Raw genomic sequence first — 19,271 nt, 5'->3', positions numbered from 1 at the left:
TAAAGACCAGTTGATTAAGCTAAAATGAAACTATAAGTAAGAGGTTTATTTTATAAAAGAAAGGCCAAAATATTATGACTTATTATATTCATGCAGATAAATTCTTTCTTGAAAATGTAACTGAACAAGGTGGTTACTTAGAAGTACAAGATGATGGCAAATTCGGCTTTTATTATACTGAAGACCAAAAGCCGGAAGGTAAAATTATCGATTATAAAGGTAAGTGGATAGCACCGGGACTTGTTGACACTCACGTTCACGGTTCACTAAAAGAAGACGTAATGAAAAGTGACTGGGCGGGAATTAACCACTTGTCAGAAGGCTTTCTGCGTTCAGGTGTTACCAGCTGGTTGCCAACGACTTACACTGCCGGTGCTGATACATTAAGCAAAATTTGTCAGATGTTTGGCGCCCATAAGGGTGAAGAAACTGGAGCCAAAATTCAGGGACTTCACTTTGAGGGGCCATACTTTACTGCTGAACATGCTGGTGCGGAAAATCCTAAATACTTGATTGACCCTGATATTAACCAGTTTAATCAATGGCGTGAAGAATCAAAAGGACTTTTAAATAAAATTTCTCTTGCTCCTGAAAGAAAAGGTGCTAAAGAATTCATTCGTGCAGCTGTTAGAGAGGGTGTAGTTGTAGCTTTAGGACACTCAAGCGCTACTTTTGCAGAAGCTAAAGCCGGTGTTGAAGCTGGTGCCACTATGTTTACTCATACTTTTAACGGGATGCCTGATCCGTCACACCACGATACATCAATTTCTAACGCGGCAATGGCGCTACATAATGTGACAGATGAGTTGATCTGTGACGGTCACCATGTTCAAAAAGAAATGGTACGGGCATTAGTTCAGCTTAAAGGTGCCGAACATATTTGCTTAATCACAGATTGTATGGAAGCCGGAATGATGCCTGATGGTGACTATATGTTAGGTGAGTTGCCTGTTTATGTTAAGGAAGGTATGGCTCGCTTAAAGGGTGGCAATAATTTAGCCGGCAGTATTTTACAATTGAAGACTGCCGTTAAAAACATTGTTGACTGGAATGTTGCTACGCCGGAAGAAGCAATCATGATGGCCTCTTACGTACCGGCTAAGAGCGCTCATGTTTTGGATAAATGCGGTTCAATTGCTCCTGATAAGGACGCTGATTTCTTAGTATTAAACCCAGATATGACTTTAAGTGAAACTTACTTAAATGGTGAGTCACGTTACAAAGCATAAGATAATTGCTCGATTAAATTTCAAAAAAGCCAATTCATCAAGTTGAATTGGCTTTTTGCTTGTTATAATTAACTATATTTAGCTCTTTATTATACACTATACGCTTTTACTATAAGTTAAATTAATTGCACTTTTTTCACCCCGGATATAGTCTAAGCATATAGTACGTGCTATTAATAATTAAATAGACGGAGAGTGAGAAAATGGCTAAAACAGGACAAGATAGGTTGAATGACCCATTTTTGAATAAAGGGACTGCTTTCACAGAAGAGCAGCGAGAACAATATCATTTAGTAGGGATGTTGCCGCCAAAGGTGCAGACTCTTGAAGAACAAGCTCGAGAAGTTTATTTACAATACCAGGAAAAATCAACGAATCTAGAAAAACGGATTTTTCTAATGACGATTTTTAATACTAACCGCGTGCTGTTCTTTAAAATTTTTAGTGAACATGTCACTGAATTTATGCCAATTGTGTATGATCCGACAATAGCAGAAACTATTGAAAACTACAGTCATTTGTTTGTTAATCCGCAATATGCCGCATTTCTATCAATTAATGAGCCGGATAAAATAGCAGAAACATTAAAAAATGCGGCTGATGGCCGTGATATTAAGTTAATTGTAGTTACCGATGGTGAAGAAATATTAGGAATCGGTGACTGGGGCACACAAGGAGTTGACATTTCCGTTGGTAAATTAATGGTTTATACAGCTGCAGCTGGTGTCGATCCAGCGTGTGTATTGCCTGTAGTTCTTGATGTTGGTACTAATAATGAGAAATTACTCAATGACTCGCTTTATTTAGGCAATCATCAGCGTCGCGTGAACGGGGAACCTTATTATCAGTTTGTTGATCGCTTTGTGCAAACTGTAGAAAAACTGTTTCCGGGACTATATTTACATTTTGAGGATTTTGGCCGGGATAATGCTGATAATATTTTAAAACATTATCGTGATCATATTCTAACCTTTAATGATGATATTCAGGGTACTGGAGTCATTGTTTTGGCTGGTATCTTGGGAGCCTTAAGGATTAGCGGACAAAAGTTAACCGATCAAAAGTACGTTTGCTTCGGTGCCGGAACTGCTGGTACTGGGATCATTGAACAGGTCTACGCCGAGATGTTGCAAGCAGGTTTACAGCCTGATGAAGCACGCAAGCACTTTTACTTGGTGGATAAACAAGGATTGCTTTTTGAAGATACACCTGATTTAACACCAGCGCAGAAGCCTTTTGCAAGAAAACGCTCTGAGTTCAGTAACGCCGATCAGCTCAAAGACTTAAAGAGTGTCGTGCAGGCAGTTCACCCCGACATTTTAGTAGGAACTTCAACCCGTTCAGGAGCTTTCACCCAGGATATTGTGACGGAAATGGCTGCCCATACCGACAGGCCAATTATTTTCCCATTATCAAACCCAACTCAATTAGCTGAAGCAAAAGCAGAAGATTTAATTCACTGGACTAAAGGCAAAGCCTTGGTAGCGACTGGTATTCCTGCTGATCCAGTTGAATATAATGGCGTCAAGTATGAAATAGGTCAGGCCAATAATGCCTTGGTCTATCCTGGACTTGGTCTGGGTGCCTTGGCAGTTAATGCCAAGATTTTAAGCAATGAAATGATCAGCGTGGCGGCCCACTCACTTGGCGGAATCGTTGATTCCAGTAAACCAGGTGCAGCAGTTTTGCCACCAGTCGAAAAATTGAATGTCTTTTCTCAAACTGTAGCGAAAGCCGTGGCTAACAAGGCCATTGCCGACCATCTTAACCAGAACGATTTTCAAGATGGTGAAAAAGCTGTAGCAGCACTTCGCTGGACGCCAGAGTATGCAGATGAACGGAAGGAAAAATAAATGCAAGCCTTTATTACTTCGTTAACCAGTGTAGTTGAGCTGTTACTTGTAATTGCCTTAGGTTATTGGCTGCGCACGAGTGGCAAACTGGGTGACCAGTTTAAAGGCAATATTTCTTATTTGATTATGAATATTGCTCTGCCTGCTTCAATTTTTGTTTCTGTTTTAAAATATTTGAATCGACAAAAATTGTTCGGTTTAACAGGTGGCTTAATCTATGCCATTATCTGCTTTGCCCTAAGTTATTTGTTTGCCTGGCTATTATGCAAGGTTTTGCGAATTCGCAAGGGCCGTCGTGGTACTTTTATTAATGCCATTACGAACGCCAATACTATTTTTATTGGCCTACCATTAAATATCGCCTTATTTGGGCAAAAAAGTATGCCATACTTTTTAATTTATTATGTTTTAAATACTGTTTCTACTTGGGCAATTGGTGTCTTCTTCATTTCTAGTGATGATCCGACCGCACAAAAGAACAAGCAGCAAAAATTTAACTGGAAAAAGTTGTTGCCAGCGCCACTAGTGGGATTTTTAATAGCTTTGATTTGCTTACTGGTTGAAGTTCCAATTCCTGGCTGGATTACAGCCGTGTTGAGCATGGTCGGTGGTATCGTCACCCCAATGTCGCTCATCTATATTGGTATTATATTGGCAGATGCCGGCTTAAAATCAATCCACCTTGACCGTGATACTATTTGGGCATTACTAGGTCGCTTTATTTTAGTGCCAGCTTTAATGATTATTTTAATCGTTGTTGGTGCTAATTGGTTGCCAGCTTTGACTGGTTTAGCTAAACAGACTTTAGTTGTGCAATCAGCTACTCCGGCTTTGGCAGTTTTGCCAATATTAGTTGGTGAATCACACGGGGATGTGCAATACGCTACCAATGTTGTAACCACCTCAACGGTCTTATTCGTAATTGTTGTTCCGTTAGTTTTGGAAATTACTCAAATGTTAATATAATTAATAAAAATTTTGCAATATAAAACCCGTCTTTTATCGTATAAATAAGGCGGGTTTTTGCATTGGGCGTCGGAGACATAACCATTGTTGGATTAGATCCACATCCTGCAAATAACGTTTATATAGAAATAATATATCTGACACACTTTAATAAATTGGTTTTTGAATACATAGTAGTCTTAAAATTATTTTAATGTTTTACCAAATCGTTTTTGCATTTTATTGCTGGTATAGCCCAGTTTTTCATAAAATTTGTGAGCACCTAAACGTGATTCTCCAGAATTTAACCTGACTTCATTCATTCCCAAAGCTTTAGTTTGCTTTTCTAAAGTATGCATAAGTTGGCTGCCGATTCCTTTCTTTTGAGCAGAAGAATCTACGGCTAAAGCTAAAACATTAAACATAGGGTCAAAATAAGTTTCTTCAAAAATTTCTGCGTGCAAATAGCCTTCTACTTTTTTAGTATTCTCGTCTTCAAAAACCCAAAGATAGTGGTGTTTAGGATCATTTAGTAATCTTTTAATATTGGCTGTGGTTTTTTCAACAGAATAATCATAACCTAGTTCGGTTTTATTGATTTTTTGAATGGCCGCACTGTCGGCTACTTGGCATCTTCTAATCATAAAAATTCCTTTCTTATATTTTTTTACGTGATAAAGCTATTTTAGCGCTCCCAATATTGATTAAAAAGATTTATTTACATAGTAAAAATGCGCTCATTTTAAACTTGGATTGGCTTAGTATAGTGGTAGTAAAACCGTATTTTACTATTGTCAAAAATGTATTTTAGTTTTTAAAGAGGGAAACAAAATACTATCAAGACAGATATTATTCTTATCTAGCTGTATTAGATGGTTCCGAAAATGAAAAAGGCTTTTACACGGTAACATTTCCAGGAGCTATAGGTGAGGGTAAAGGCTTAAAGCTTTGGCCAGTGGTAAGAAGGTTTAGCAGCCCTATTGAAAAAATTAGAAAAGATAACCCTGGTGAAGTTGTTACTTATATTTTAGCTGATATGAAAGAAGCTAACGAGATTACTAAGCCAGCTACTATTATGAAAAATACTTCTATACCTAGAGATTTAGCTATTGCGGGTGAAAAGGCAGGTATTAACTTTTCAAAACTATTAACTGAAGCCCTTAAAATTAAATTAAGCTAAAAAATCAATATAAAATTGACAACCTTTTTAGACTGTCATTTTTATTTGGCTAAGTTATTTTACTATTATTTAGTCTGTTTTGACTGAACTTCCTAAATTAATTTTTGCTTGCGAACTTTCTTTGAATAGCAATGAGAGTTTACATTAACGGCAGCTGTTCTTAAACATCATTTTTAAAGTTATCGTATTGCGTAACAATTCTAATGGCGTGAAGTATATCTTCAAGCCTGAATTTACAGGAAAACACCATAATTTTATTGACAAAAATATATTAAAACATTATTATGTTGATTATAAAAATTTTATATTTTATTAATTTAAAAATAACGCCTTCTAACGCTTAAACTGGGTAAAAGCTCATTTATTTTGTTTCTAAATTTAATAAAAGCTATAAATACCACTATTATGAAGGACTTAATGGACAAGATGTCATTCAAACATTATTGAAAGGAAAAACAATGATTATAAAATATTCAAACCCGTGGAAACTCGCCTTGTATGTCTTTTTTGCTCTTTTAAAATCACTTCAAGTTGTTTTTGTCGCTTTCATTTTTCAAAAATTTATTGATTTTGCTCAGAAGCCCCAAGGTAGTTTGATCAAGCTGACTACTTTTGCTGTTTGCGGTCTATTGGTATTTGGAATAGTCGGCATCATATATCAGTATTTCTACTATAAAATTATCGAAGAAATTAATCTTGCCTTGAAAAGTGCGTCTGCTAATTATTTAGTGAATAACTATGCTGGCCATAACGAAATTGACAGTTCATTTATGACCAATGACCTCAAGCAAATTGAAACTAATAGTATTGAGGCAGAGCTTTCAATTATTTCTGATTTAATTCAATTTTTGGCAGCTGTAATCTCTGCATTTGTTAGTTCTTGGATTATTGCGCTGGTATTTTTAATAGCTTCATTTACTCCTGCCGTTATTCAGTCTGTTTTTGGCCCTAAGATCGAAAAAAATTCTGAAAAGTGGGAAAAATCCAATAGCAACTATACCAATACCGTTATTGAAACTCATTCTGGAGCAGAAATGGCTAGCATCTATGATGTTCAATATTCAATGGTTAACAGGTTGATTAAAGCAGCGAAGCTAATGGAAACGGCTCTTTTCAAAACCAATTGGACTAAAGGTATGTCTAATGAGATGACTATGATAGTAGCATATATTTTCAGTATGTTCCTTCCTTTTGCCATTGGTATTAGTTTCATTGTTAGCGGTCGGCTGACTTTAGGCACGTTTATGATGATTGCACAACTGGCTAATAATTTTATTAATCCTGTAGTTGGTATTTTTGGCTCAGTTAACGATATTAAAACGGCAAAGCCGATTTTGCAAAAAATCAAAAAAATCGACTTGTTGATAAAACCGCAGGGCAGTAAAACTGCAACTGCTCCAGATACGTTCCAATCATTACAATTGATTAATGCTGGAGTTAGCCAGGGTAAACAGAAAATTTTTGCCAATGTTAACCTAAAAATTGATTCCGGTGAAAAAGTTCTCCTGCAAGCTCCATCAGGTTGGGGGAAATCAACTTTACTGAATGTTTTAATTGGTATTCAACAACTTGATTCTGGATCCTATGAAGTTAATCATTCTGAAGTAAATGGTGATTGGGGAAAATTACACGAGTACTTCTCTTTTATTCAGCAAAAGCCTTTTATTTTAGATGATACTTTAAAATACAATATTACTTTAGGCCGCCATGTGTCTGAAGAAGACTTAAATTATGCTGTTGAACAAGCCGGCTTAACTGATCTCGTAAACGAAAAGGGCTTAGACTATCAGCTTGGGAAGGGTGGTAGTAATTTATCTGGTGGTCAAAATCAACGAGTTGAAATTGCACGAGCATTAGTATCAAAAAGACCAATATTATTAGCTGATGAAGCAACTTCGTCTCTTGATCAGAACTTATCTTTGCAAATACACCAAACAATTCTAAGTGAGTTTAAAGGAACTGTGATCGAAGTTGCTCACCACATTTCATCAAACGAAAAGGAAATGTTTGACCAAATAGTTGACTTGGCAAAGCAATCTTAATTTCAAGTTATCGTGAAGCAAGAATCTAGAGAAAAAATAAAAGAAATCTATAATTTATCCTGTTGATGACCTATCCGTGTAATAAGCTGTTAACAGGTTTTTTATTGCATAAAAAAGGGTGGAAATATTCCTCTTGCTCCTTGTAATACAATACCAACACTTCTCAATTTTTCTTATTGTAGACAAAAGTGCTATAGAAATACTGCCGGTAAAGTATAACTAATAGGAAGAATGCATATTATGGAACTGAAAACGAATTTTTTCTTTAATCTCATATAATCACCTAAAAAAATAATTTACCTTGATGTCATAGAATAATAAATTTGATAGGCTTTCACATAGGTTAATGCTAAGCTAATGAATTAAAGCTAAGCTGGAACTATTTAAATTTAAAGGTAGATAAAAAATAACTTCCCTGTAATATGGAAGTTAATCAAAATAAGCCATTGATTTGGCAATAATACTTTATAGTTATTCAATATGCAAACAGTATTTGTTATAATTAATTTAGAATTCAAGCAAATTGTTTTGAGGGCGGTTGGCTGTTGATCCGGAAAGGAGATGGTGCCTATGGCACGAAATCTTTTAGAAAGAGAAGCAGTTAATGAGCGTTTACCAGGCATTACAAATAATGTTGGCGTTCGCTACGTTTATTATTGTGTTATTGAATTATATCAATAATCACAAGAAATAAAAAAGACCGTCCTAATAATACTTTAGCAAGTTGGGATAGTCTTCTATATTCCTACTCAGCTAACCGCCTTTAGAGCGGCTGCTTGTTTTCAAAGGGGTCTTGTTGGCGCAAGGCCTCTTTTCTTTACAATTACATTATATCATGACTGAATTAATTTAGCACGGTGAACTGAGTAATGATTGCGACTAGCATAGCTAGAAAGAGAAACAGTTAATGAGCGTTTACCAGGCATTACAAATAATGTTGGCCATTCGCCACGTTTATTATTGTGTTGTTGGATTATATCAATAATCACAAGAAATAAAAAAGACCGTCCCAATAATACTTTAGCAAGTTGGGGATAGTCTTCTATCTCTCACACAGCTAACCGCCTTTAGAGCGGCTGCTTGTTTTAAAAGAGGTCTTGTTAGCGCAGGGCCTCTTTTCTTAATGATTATATCATGACTGAATTAATTTAGCACGGTGAACTGAGTAATGATTGTGACTAGCAGAACTAGAAAGAGAAGCAGTCAATGAGCGTTTACCAGGCATTACAAATAATGTTGGCATTCGCCACGTTTATTATTGTGTTGTTGGATTATATCAACAATCACAAGAAATAAAAAAGACCGTCCCAATCATACTTTAGCAAGTTAGGGATAGTCTTCTATTACCTAGACAGCTAACCGCCTTTAGAGCGGCTGCTTGTTTTCAAAGAGGTCTTGTTAGCGCAAGGCCTCTTTTCTTTACAATTATATTATATCATGACTGAATTAATTTTGCACAATGAGCTGAGTAATGAGTGGAATCTTAATTAATAAAGTATCTTATAAAGAAAATCAGGTGAGTTTTCATAAAAAATCTAAATAACCACTTCTTTGTGGCTATAAATAGTAGTTCAATAAAAAATCAGAATCACATAAAGAACAATAAAATCTTAAAAAATCAATGAAAATTCTACAAATATTATATATACATGGGAACCTTTCTGCTAAACTTATAATTAAGGACATGAATTTCTTAATAAGTTAGTCTAAGTGATAAAAAATATAGTCACATAAGACTTAAAACTTTGATTTCTTTTTATTAAAATTAATGACTAAATAGGACTGACTTTTAGCGATTAAACATCCAGGATTTATGTTAAACATGTGAGTAATTGACGCATTCTAAAAAAACTATAAGTGGGAGAGCTTTTTATGGAAAATATGATCTGCTATTCTATTGTTATGATATTCATACCTGTTGGAGCTGTAAGTTTGTTATATATGATTTATATCGTCTCAAAAGCTTGGCATAAACGTAGTCTGGAATTACGAAAAGAAATCGCAGCGTTTACAGTTGAGCTTTCAGCACAGCCTGGAATTAAAAGAAAATTGATAATGATAAATATCTGCCCGTTTATTGCAATTATTTCTCTAGGATTAAGTTGGGTTTGTTTTACATCAGATGTTGTTATTCTGTGTATAGGAAATTTGATTTTTATTGCCGCCTTATTAGCAGAAATATATATGAGTGCAGATATAATTAAAAAAATAAGAAAGCAGTTTACAAGTACTTCCTATATTCATAATGCAAAACGGGCAAAATTAGTATGGCGATTATATGTCACTAGCCGCGTTTCTTTTATAGTTGGTTTTACTGCAGGTACTTTCTTTATCTATTCAGTATATGGCTGGTAGACGAAACTGAATTGTGAAAAGCTTTAAGCAGAAGATACAAGTTCTGCTTTTTTCCAGATTGCTAAAAATTTAGTTTATTACCAATTTGACCGACTGCTCAAATTAAAAATATGAACCATGATTAGATTAATAAAATGATAGACCAATCTACTACTAATAAAGCCTAATAAAGCCAATATAAATTTTGGCTAACAATTAGTGATAGAACGGGTTAATTATGGCAGAAAAAGATAATCAACCAAAACGACTTTATCAGATGAACGCCTCTCAGCTCTTTACAAATTTGCCAGAGTTCACAACACCGAAATTTTAATTTTATCTGGTTTAGATAATTTAGTCATAAAAATAACCCCAAATTTGTCCTAAATTTGGGAGTCACTTCATTTAAACTTTTGAGACTTGCTTTTTTAATATGCCCTAATTCTATTAAGTGGCCAGTAGCGATACTTGACTACACCTTGTATTTTGTTTCTGGGGATAGCTCCTATATAGCGACTGTCCTTTGAAACACTTCTATGGTCACCCATTACGAAATATGAACCTTTAGGAACCTCATTAGTTTTTTTCATTTTTTTCAGTTGCGCAGAGGAATAGATACTTTTGTATTCTTTAGTTTTAGCCAAAGACCGAATTGAGAAATTTTCCGTATAAGAATATTTCGTACCATAAAAGCCATCTTCATTATCTGTAAGCTTAAAGCCGGGCTTTAAAAAATCCTGATTTATTTTTTTACCGTTAACATAAATTTTATTATCTTTTGCAGTTATAGTGTCACCTGGTAATCCAATAATTCTTTTGATATAAAAAGAATTGCGTTCATCAGGAGCTTTTAAAATAACAACTTCGTTTCTTTTCAATTCGCTATTTCGATCGGCTATAACTTTTTCCTGATTTTCAAAAGTGGGTTGCATTGAGATTCCAGATACAGAACACTTAACTATTAAATATTTTGTTAGTAAAAAGTTACATAAAACAAAAATAGCAAAAAAAACTATTACATATCTTAGAAATTCGTAAATCTGTTTTGATTTTTCTTTTGTATCGTTATTTTGATCGTTTTTCATTATTCAGTCTCACTATTTAAATTAATATTAATGTAAAAATTATAGACTTATAAATAATAAAAAGTCAAAAAATTTTTTCAATTACTATTAGCTTAAGTAATGTTAATTGAAATAGCTTTTCCTAATTTTATATAGTCATTCACACTGAATCTTTAATATTACTTTTTCATGAAATAGAAAGACTATTTTTGCATAAGTGATCAAACAAACCAGTTCTATCCTTTAATGCTCTTATTTAACAATAAAATTAGCTATTTTTTATTTTGCTGATTAAAATCAATAAAAAACTGAATTTATCTATAATGCATAATTTGGGCGCAGTGGATAGAAAATTTTTCTGCGGCTACTTCTGTGAACAAGCTTGTCAGTCATAATCTTGTACATCTAAAAATAGCTTATGAAATACTCCATAATAGTTAAATTACTTCTTAACTATTGTGGAGTATTTTTAGTATCTAACAATAACCACTTAGTCTTAAAAAACTACCTCTTAGTAAATACTTATATATTTTAAAACTAGATTATGGTTAAATTGAATAATAATTAAAATGCTTTAGAACAAAAGAAGTCGTATTGCTTCTCTGAAACGAGGGTGTTTTAGCAAAGATAGGTTAAATATTAATGAAAGGTAAAATCAATTATGAAAAAATATTTTGATAACAAAAGCATAATTCTATGCTTCTTGCTAACCCTGATCGTGGGTCTGGATACCCCTTTTAATACGTGGTCTTACTCGCAAATCTTTGCCATGGTTGAAGCCGGTGATAAAAGACGAGTAGTTCTTGAAGTCTGTTTGATTGTTCTAGTTATTTTCTTATTAACCGTTGCCCGCTACTTTTACGAGCGAACACTAAATCGGAATATCTACCTCTTCAACAAGAACGTGCGTAGTGATCTGTTATCTTCCGATTTCGTTAAACAGAAGGGACCGGTTTCTGATAAGCTGTCATTTGTCACTAACGATTTAGAGTTGGTAGAAAATAATTACGTTAAAGAAGTATTTAACCTAATTACTTGTGTTGTTAACCTGCTACTTTGTTTAGTTATGGCAATAAATGCAAACTTCATCCTAACTTTTGTTTTCATGCTTTTTTCAGTTATTTCGGCAATTGCTCCGGAAATTATGGCCAAACGAGTTATGGAGAGCTCTAGAGCCTGGAGTGCTAGTGTTGGTAAGTACACGGGATTTATGTCGGATTACCTCAAGCACATTGACTTAATTCTACATTATAATGCAATGCCTTTCTTTTTACTGAAAGGTAAGAAGGCAATTACCGAAACCGCTGCAGCCAAACAGAAACGGGAAAATACGATTGCCATGAGCAATTTACTGGCTGGGATTCTGGCTTATTCCTTATCATTTCTGCCCATTGGAATTGGTATTTTATTTGTGTTAGACAAGCGCTTGCCCCTTTCTTCCTTTATCATGGTTCAGTATTCCAGTTCTTGGATTGTGAATTCTATCTTGGCAATCAACCAGTCAATGACAACGATTAACTCGGCCAAACCCTTGTTAACAAAACTGGCTAATATCAAGGAATTACCACAGTCCGCTCTCAGTGACGAAATGACCACAATAGACTTCAAAGACTTGCAGCTCAATGATGTGAGTTTTGGCTATCAAAATAAGACTATTATTCAAAATGCCAGCTTGACAGTTAATCGCGGCGATAAAATTCTGCTAACTGGTCGTAGCGGGCAGGGTAAGAGTACACTGCTCAAATTAATGGCCAATATAATCCATCCAAATAAAGGAATCGTTGAACTCGTTGAACCAGATGGCAAAGCTATTACCCCACAGCCTGACTACTTTGGAGAAGTCAACCAGGATTCCAATATTTTTCACGACACTCTGCGCTTTAACTTGACTTTGGGACGCAACTTTTCTGACCAAGAGATTGAACGTGCTATTCAAAAAGCGGGTTTAACACCATTAATGCAAAAGATTGGTCTTGATGCCGTAATTAAAGAAGACGGAACTAACTTGTCGGGTGGAGAAAAGAAACGAATAGAAATTGCTCGTGCTTTTTTATACAATCGCAACTTTTTACTGATTGATGAGGGTACCGCATCTCTTGATCCTCAAACTGCACATGAAATTCATGAATTGATTTTGTCTTCCAACTTGACTGTAGTTGAAATTGATCACCATATTCCAGAGGACTTGCAAAGTAAGTTTACGCGTTCTTACAAGTTGGAAGATAAGAAGCTGAGCCTGATTAGTTAAAGTACTGGGATAAAGTAGGCCGGTTTTTAACTGTTAATTTAATGATTTAGTTATGGAAAAGTAATTAAGTCACTATTTAAAAGTAGCGGGGTTTATCAAAGCTTTAAACTACTTAACATTGTGAAAAGAATGATCAATAAAGGAAATTATAAATTCACCTGGGACAAGAAAAATTATGTAATTGACCATGTGTGACATTCGACGTACAATGATAATGAGGTGATAAAAATGGCTAGAATAGAAGCTAGAATTGATCCAGCTATCAAAAATAAAGCGAAAACAGTACTTGCCAACCATGGTTTAACAATTTCAGAATTTGTTAGAATGACGGTAACTACTGTGGCTAATCAGGGTTTACCAAAATATTATTCTTTACCTAACCAAGAATTAAGCAGTTCGTTAGAAGAAATGCTTGATGATTTATCTGGAAAAGAAAAGCTGCCAGAAGCTCATAATTTTAAAGAATTAGAAAAGTTACTCAATTCAAATGAATAGTCGAATCTTATATGATAAATGGATAAAACAATCAAATATACTAAGATATTTAAAAAGCAGTTAAAAAAGCGAAGGCAGGATCCGAAATGGCATTCTGTATTTAATGGATCTCTTCCACAAGAGCTTGATAATCAGGAACGAAGCCCTTGGGAATTCATTATTCAAAGTTTGATCGAAGATAATAAAATACCTAATTATTTTCATCCGCATGCTTTGGAAAATTTAATCAATATAAAGAAACAAATTAAAAAACAACTAAGCGATAAAAGAGCAACAGTAATTATTCTGGAACTTCATTTTGACGGTCATAGTGGTGACCATTTATTAGTATATGCTCCTACACAAGAAACAGTTTTTTTAATTGGTATAGGAACGCATAGTGAATTATTCAAATGAGGTATCTATAAGAGTTAGAAAAAAGTTATTCCAAGCCAATAGAAAATACTCATTTTAATATGATATACAACCAAAATTAAAAAGAAATAGAAGAAGTAAAATAATAGCTAACCTTTTTATTAAAATGCTCTAGAAAGTTAATCAGTTGATTAACGCCTAGAGCATTTTTGCTTTAACTAAAGGAATTTAATATTTTAATTCTACTGATCGTATTTTTTAAATCCTATACAAGTGGTAGTATTGGTGTAAGCTATTTCATTTTTAAGAAGTGCGTGTGTAAACGAGTAAGGAGAAAAAAGTTGCACTATAAGGCAGTAGACTCAAAAGCATCTCTTGTAAATTTATTTTGGGACCAATTTTTATTTTTGTGGCAACTAATAAAATCGCGCTTTCTTTTTTGGTTAGGCTTAATAAGCTTTGTAATACTGATGTTGAAACTAATGCCTAATTCCGCTATAGTTCCTCTTTTTTTCATTGGTGTTGACTTTAACGCTGTTAAATCAGGCCAAGTTATTTTGCCTGTTTTTTGGTTTGTTTATTTTGTAGTTCCGCTATTAATAGTCTTAAGCAGTTTTAAACAATTGTGGCAAGTAAGGGGAATGCAATTGCGAGGGCTCAGATACTCACCATTAAGTTTTGCCACAGTTAATGTTGGGTTAATGGGGTTGATCACCATCATTTATGTGGTACTAACAGAGGGAATCATGACTTTAGTGACTGATTTTTCTTGGCTGAGAAATTTTAAGCTATTACAATTTCACGGATTACCGGCTTTATTAGTATTGTTTATTACCAATTTTTTAGGAATATTTCTGTTGTTGACAATTCAAACCACTATCTGCCAGTTCAATGCTCCATTGGGTATAATTATTCCTTTTAGCCTGTGTATTATCACCATTTATACCACTTGGAAATATAATCCGCTCAATAGTTTAATGTTGCTGCGGGTCAATAAGAACAATATTCTGTTGTTACTAGTTACAACGCTATTAATGATAATCGTCTATTTAATTACTAATCGTTATAGTGAGCTGGATTATTAAAAGTTTAATTCTACTATTTTTAACAATACTAAAATGATACTATTAATGTATAGAATTAAACGATAATTAAAAAATAAGAAATAAAAACTGTCTATCTATAAAAGTCGAATTAAATTGTACTTATTATGCGGCTATCCTCACTCTTAAAAAGAAGGTTTTTATGAAACGTCTATTTTGGAATCAATTACTATATTTATGGCAAATAATCCGCTTCCGTTTTATTTGCTGGCTAAGTTTGATTTGCTTTTCAATTATTTTTCTCAGTGCGCAGCTAATTAACAGTCCACATACTTCTATATTTAATCTCTTCTTTGCCGATACCAGTCAAGATACATCTTTTAATTTTATTTTGTGGCTGGTCTATTTCTTAATACCGCTGCTTATTGTGCTAAATAGCTTTAAGCTGCTTTGGCAAACTACCATTATGCACCTAAGAGGATTACAAATTCCACCGAAAAATTTTACTGTTGTCACTATGTTATTAATGGGAGTAATAGCTTTTGTCTATGTGTTTGTTACACTTTTAGTTATGTTGCTTGTTACGGCTTTATTTAAATTGCCCTCTTTGTCTTTTTTTAATTTAGCTGACTGGCAGGCGATCCCACTACTTTTCATCAACAATTTTTTAGGAATATATCTGACGCTTCTTTTGCAAGGTACAATTGGAAAGTTTAATTCAGCCTTGGGTCTGATTATTCCAGCTTCACTTTTGATAATGACATCTCTTTTAAAATGGCAATTAAATCCTTTGAATTGCTTGATAATCATGAGATTTAATTTCCCCGGTTTTTTATTATTATTGCTGGCAACTTTGATTATGGTAATTGTTTATGGGATTATTGATCATTTCTTTAGTGTAGAGTAAGGAGCAAAAAATGAGTTTTATTGAATTAAATGAAGTAGGAAAAGTAGTGAAAAGACGGCCACTATTGCATGATGTCAGTGCAGATATTCCGGAAGGCAGTATTACTGTTTTAGAAGGAATAAACGGTTCCGGTAAAACGTTAATCTTAAAGACGATTTTAGGCCTAATAAATACCAGTGGGGAAGTCATAGTTAATGGTAAGAAGATGAAGGTCCAAGATCCTTATCCTATTAAAGCGGGAATTTTAATTGAAAATCCCAGTTTAATAGAAGAATTTACTGCTCATAAAAATTTAGAACTATTAGCGAAATTAAATCCAGATATTCAAGAAAAGCAGATTAATGATTTATTGGCGTACTTTGATTTAACCAGGTTCCCTAAACAAAAAGTTAAGAAATTTTCACTGGGGATGAAGCAGAAATTAGGAATTGCACAGGCTTTTCTTGGAGCCTATCCGTTAATTGTTCTGGATGAACCCACCAATGCGCTGGATCATGAAAGTATTGGTAAATTAATCAGATTGATTGACGGCTATAACCATAAAGGTTCAACCTTTATTATTGCTTCGCATGATCATGAATTTGTGAACAAAGTCGCCACGCAAAAGCTATATGTACAAGAAGGAACAATTAATCATGAAAAATAAAAAATTATTATGGAGCTTCTTCGTGGTAATAATAATTGTAGTTGGCTGCGTGGGCTTTTATCGCTACAACCAGGTAAACGCCCATCCTCAGCAGTATGGTGTGACTAAAGAACAGCTTTTTCACAAAAGTGAATTGGTAAAAGCCTATCACGTTGACTTTATTGTTCATAAAGCTGCAGTTAAGAAAAGTAAGGACGCTGTACAAGCCAAAGTCAAATTTAATATACGTCAAACTGGTCAGTCATTCTATGGCGAGAAAAAGAACAATCCTAATTTTAGAGAAAATATGTATCTAAATAATCCTTATGGTACAAGCAATCCCTCAATAAAATTGTATGACAAAAGTCACCACAGTATTAATCCTGATAAAGCATTAGCGCACGGCAAGCAGCCTTTTACAATATTTTTTACCATTCCGCGTTATTCATATGACATGCGCAATCAAAAATTACGTTTCAGTTTCTTGGTACCAACTAAGAAGCACTATGTCAAATATTCGCTTCTGCTAGAATAGGGAGAATAAAATGAAATTTTTGTGGTCACGTTTGAATAAATTATGGTTATTTTTGGCATTGGCAATAGGGTTAAGTATTAGCGTTGTACAATGTGCTGTTTCTGTGTCTAAAAATATTCTTGCGACAAACTCACCTTATACTATGTGGATGTCAATAGATGGATTTACTTTTGTACCTACTATATTTTTTATCTTGTTACCTTTAATAGCAAGTTTACCTGCCAGTACATTATTAAAAGAAGATTTTACCAACGGCTATTTTTATAAATTAAAGATGGAGAAGTCCATTAAACAAATCTTGTTAGGATACCTAGAAATTGCATTTATGACAGGTTTTATTGTGATCGCTGTTCCTTTACTGTTTAACTTCTTATCTTGGTTTATGATATTGCCTAATGTTAAGCCCGATAATTTACTTAATATTAATATTGGTGCTAGAAATTTTACTATGCTGTTTGTCTCCCTTTATTATTCCCATCCATTTGTCCACGCTATTTTGTCAATTATATTTTCTTCTCTTTGGGGAGGATTGTTCTCTGTATTCGCAATGGTTACTTCTTTGTGGATTAAAAATAAGTTTGCTGCCATGTGTACAGGTTTAGTTTTGCAAATAGTTTTATTATTAATGAATGCAACTATTCATTTGCCATATTTTATAAGTTATTCACCGGCTGATTTCTTACGTGAACTCCCTGGAACTGCTAACATCTATGTGGTGGTGTTTATGACTGCAATATTATTACTTTATTGCATGATTATGTTTTATTTAGATAAAAAGCGTTTGATGGAGCTGTAAAAGTAGCAAGTAAAAAAAGGATTGACTCTAAACGTTGAAGAGTTAATCCTTTTTATTATGCTTTGATTCCATTTAATGCTTACTACTGATATTTAACTGTATCTTCAATCTTGCTTCTGGAGATATTTTTATATCATTTTTGATCTTTGGCATACATGTACTGTACAAAAGATTTTAGAAAGAAAAGCATGTCTCTACAATAGAGTATCTTACAAAGCCTAGCAACCCAAAGTTAATTAAAACTTATGTAAACCTAGCGCATGTTGTGCGACTAAGTTCAAGATATTCCATTGCCGATCAAAACTTGGTGAGAAGAAAAAGTCTTGCTCAGCTAAATCTTCTAACGTTAATTTATGACCAATTGCTAAACTTAAAACATTTCCTTGAGCAGTGATGTCATATTTAGACATAACTGCACCCCCAAGAATCTGGTGAGTATCCTTATTATAAGTTAAGGAGACATATCCTAGTGGATTATCTTCTGTAGGAATAAAGTCTGGACGCAAATGATCAATATAGATGCTGGTTGCAGCGTTGATACCAGCAAATTCGGCAGATTTTTGTGGAAGACCACTAACTACTGCATGTACATCACCGAACTCTAATAATTGGCCACCAACTAAACCTGGGAATGGCCGGCTTGGTTTTTTCTCAAACAAATGTTGTACTAAATAATTTGCTTCATGGCGAGCAGCAACTGCCGATGGAATCGGCATTCTTTTATTAGCCGGGATTGATAGTGGCCAAATAGCGTCACCCAAAGCATAAACGTCTTTTTGATTAGTCCTCAAATATTCGTCTGTTTCAATATAACCACGTTGGTTTAAATTAATAGTATCTTTAAGCCAGTCTGTATTAGCGACAATGCCTGCAGCGACGATGACTAAATCAGCTTTAATATCACCATGATTAGTTTGGACTAGGTGATCATTGGTAAAGCCAGTAACTTTTGTATTAAGCTTTAAATCGACACCCTTGTCATGCATTTCTTGTTCAAAAACATCGGTAAAGTCTTTTGAAAAATAATTAGCCAAAATATGGTTGCTGGCATCAACCAAGGTCATGTGTTTACCAGCTAAAACACCTGCTTCAACGGCAGCAATTCCGTTACCAGCACCTACAACAACGATATTTTTGATTTCATCATTATGAAGAGCTTCATTGATCTTTTTAGCCCAACTATAGCCCCGCATTAAATAAACATAGTCTAAATCTGCCCCTGGAACAGGTAATTGGAGTGGATCAACTCCTGGAGACAAGATTAATTTGTCATAATTAACTTCTTCAGTCTGACCAGTTTGGGTATTTTTAATTGTAACTTGCTTATTCGCCGGATTTAAGGCAACTGCTTGCGAATTATTGCGAATTTTACCACCTAATTTTTCTAAATCAGAAGGTGAAAAGTTACGTACATTGTCCTGACCGGTAGTTTTTTCTTCTAAAAAGAGCTTCATTCCGCAAGACATAAATGAAACAAAGTCACTTGCTTCATAAATAGTGACATCAAGATCTTGATATCTGTCTAATAATTCGATGGCTGCTTCATGACCTGGATGAGAAGCACCAATGATGACTATTTTTTGATTCATTGAGAAAATCCCCTTTTTATCAATATCTGAAA

19 protein-coding genes are annotated in these 19,271 nt (G+C 34.2%); 16 read left to right on the top strand and 3 right to left on the bottom strand.

Going from position 1 to position 19,271, the window contains the following annotated elements:
• Positions 1-74 precede the first annotated feature (74 nt).
• The 3 genes from nagA (at position 75) to AAA915_RS06665 (ending at position 4,048) form a co-directional block, all read left to right on the top strand.
• Positions 75-1,229 (top strand): N-acetylglucosamine-6-phosphate deacetylase, encoded by a 1,155-nt coding sequence (nagA, locus tag AAA915_RS06675; RefSeq protein WP_338200532.1) that lies wholly within the window; start codon positions 75-77, stop codon positions 1,227-1,229.
• Between the two features lie 203 nt (positions 1,230-1,432).
• The gene (locus tag AAA915_RS06670; protein ID WP_338200530.1) at positions 1,433-3,082 is read left to right on the top strand and encodes a malolactic enzyme; all 1,650 of its coding nucleotides are present in this window, start codon (positions 1,433-1,435) and stop codon (positions 3,080-3,082) included.
• On the top strand, positions 3,083-4,048 hold the full coding sequence (locus AAA915_RS06665) for an AEC family transporter (protein WP_338200529.1): 966 nt from the start codon (positions 3,083-3,085) through the stop codon (positions 4,046-4,048). It abuts the gene before it with no gap.
• 185 nt (positions 4,049-4,233) lie between these two features.
• Here AAA915_RS06665 and AAA915_RS06660 read toward each other — a convergent pair whose 3' ends face one another.
• On the bottom strand, positions 4,234-4,671 hold the full coding sequence (locus AAA915_RS06660) for a GNAT family N-acetyltransferase (protein ID WP_338200527.1): 438 nt from the start codon (positions 4,669-4,671) through the stop codon (positions 4,234-4,236).
• A gap of 311 nt (positions 4,672-4,982) precedes the next feature.
• On the opposite strand from AAA915_RS06660, the gene AAA915_RS06655 reads away from it, so the two are divergent.
• From AAA915_RS06655 to AAA915_RS06645, 5 genes are all read left to right on the top strand, one after another.
• Entirely contained in the window at positions 4,983-5,207 is a 225-nt protein-coding gene (locus AAA915_RS06655; protein WP_338200525.1) for a hypothetical protein, read from the top strand.
• A gap of 458 nt (positions 5,208-5,665) precedes the next feature.
• On the top strand, positions 5,666-7,249 hold the full coding sequence (locus AAA915_RS06650) for an ATP-binding cassette domain-containing protein (RefSeq protein WP_338200523.1): 1,584 nt from the start codon (positions 5,666-5,668) through the stop codon (positions 7,247-7,249).
• A 604-nt stretch (positions 7,250-7,853) separates the two neighbouring features.
• Positions 7,854-7,943: a putative holin-like toxin gene (locus AAA915_RS09245; protein ID WP_084619607.1), complete on the top strand. Its 90-nt coding sequence runs from the start codon at positions 7,854-7,856 to the stop codon at positions 7,941-7,943.
• 512 nt (positions 7,944-8,455) lie between these two features.
• Positions 8,456-8,545: a putative holin-like toxin gene (locus AAA915_RS09240; RefSeq protein WP_081945396.1), complete on the top strand. Its 90-nt coding sequence runs from the start codon at positions 8,456-8,458 to the stop codon at positions 8,543-8,545.
• Between the two features lie 576 nt (positions 8,546-9,121).
• Entirely contained in the window at positions 9,122-9,604 is a 483-nt protein-coding gene (locus AAA915_RS06645; RefSeq protein ID WP_338200521.1) for a hypothetical protein, read from the top strand.
• Between the two features lie 407 nt (positions 9,605-10,011).
• Here AAA915_RS06645 and lepB read toward each other — a convergent pair whose 3' ends face one another.
• Complete coding sequence (gene lepB / locus AAA915_RS06640) at positions 10,012-10,668, bottom strand: signal peptidase I (RefSeq protein ID WP_338200519.1); 657 nt, start codon at positions 10,666-10,668, stop codon at positions 10,012-10,014.
• A 640-nt stretch (positions 10,669-11,308) separates the two neighbouring features.
• Here lepB and AAA915_RS06635 point away from each other — a divergent pair.
• The 8 genes from AAA915_RS06635 to AAA915_RS06600 all read left to right on the top strand — a co-directional run bounded on the left by AAA915_RS06635 (position 11,309) and on the right by AAA915_RS06600 (position 17,650).
• A complete protein-coding gene (locus AAA915_RS06635; RefSeq protein WP_338200517.1) occupies positions 11,309-12,895 on the top strand; it encodes an ATP-binding cassette domain-containing protein in 1,587 nt (528 codons plus the stop codon).
• A 228-nt stretch (positions 12,896-13,123) separates the two neighbouring features.
• On the top strand, positions 13,124-13,390 hold the full coding sequence (locus AAA915_RS06630) for a type II toxin-antitoxin system RelB/DinJ family antitoxin (RefSeq protein WP_338200515.1): 267 nt from the start codon (positions 13,124-13,126) through the stop codon (positions 13,388-13,390).
• Between the two features lie 18 nt (positions 13,391-13,408).
• Entirely contained in the window at positions 13,409-13,786 is a 378-nt protein-coding gene (locus AAA915_RS06625; RefSeq protein ID WP_338200514.1) for a type II toxin-antitoxin system YafQ family toxin, read from the top strand.
• A gap of 440 nt (positions 13,787-14,226) precedes the next feature.
• Positions 14,227-14,829, top strand: coding sequence for a rhodopsin (locus tag AAA915_RS06620; protein ID WP_338200512.1), 603 nt, complete (start codon positions 14,227-14,229; stop codon positions 14,827-14,829).
• A gap of 160 nt (positions 14,830-14,989) precedes the next feature.
• Positions 14,990-15,694, top strand: a complete 705-nt coding sequence (locus AAA915_RS06615) for a rhodopsin (RefSeq protein WP_338200510.1) — start codon at positions 14,990-14,992, stop codon at positions 15,692-15,694.
• A gap of 10 nt (positions 15,695-15,704) precedes the next feature.
• Positions 15,705-16,340, top strand: coding sequence for an ATP-binding cassette domain-containing protein (locus AAA915_RS06610; RefSeq protein WP_338200508.1), 636 nt, complete (start codon positions 15,705-15,707; stop codon positions 16,338-16,340).
• Positions 16,330-16,854: a hypothetical protein gene (locus tag AAA915_RS06605; RefSeq protein ID WP_338200506.1), complete on the top strand. Its 525-nt coding sequence runs from the start codon at positions 16,330-16,332 to the stop codon at positions 16,852-16,854. Before AAA915_RS06610 ends, AAA915_RS06605 begins: the two co-directional genes overlap by 11 nt.
• A 10-nt stretch (positions 16,855-16,864) precedes the next feature.
• Entirely contained in the window at positions 16,865-17,650 is a 786-nt protein-coding gene (locus tag AAA915_RS06600; RefSeq protein WP_338200504.1) for a hypothetical protein, read from the top strand.
• A 236-nt stretch (positions 17,651-17,886) separates the two neighbouring features.
• Here AAA915_RS06600 and AAA915_RS06595 read toward each other — a convergent pair whose 3' ends face one another.
• Positions 17,887-19,239 (bottom strand): FAD-dependent oxidoreductase, encoded by a 1,353-nt coding sequence (locus AAA915_RS06595; protein ID WP_338200502.1) that lies wholly within the window; start codon positions 19,237-19,239, stop codon positions 17,887-17,889.
• Between the last annotated feature and the right edge of the window lie 32 nt (positions 19,240-19,271).

Origin of the sequence: Lactobacillus rizhaonensis (assembly GCF_036246345.1) — a bacterium.
GTDB classification, from domain to species: domain Bacteria; phylum Bacillota; class Bacilli; order Lactobacillales; family Lactobacillaceae; genus Lactobacillus; species Lactobacillus rizhaonensis.
Note: the sequence above shows the minus strand (reverse complement) of the source record. Positions and strands in the feature narration are given on the sequence as shown.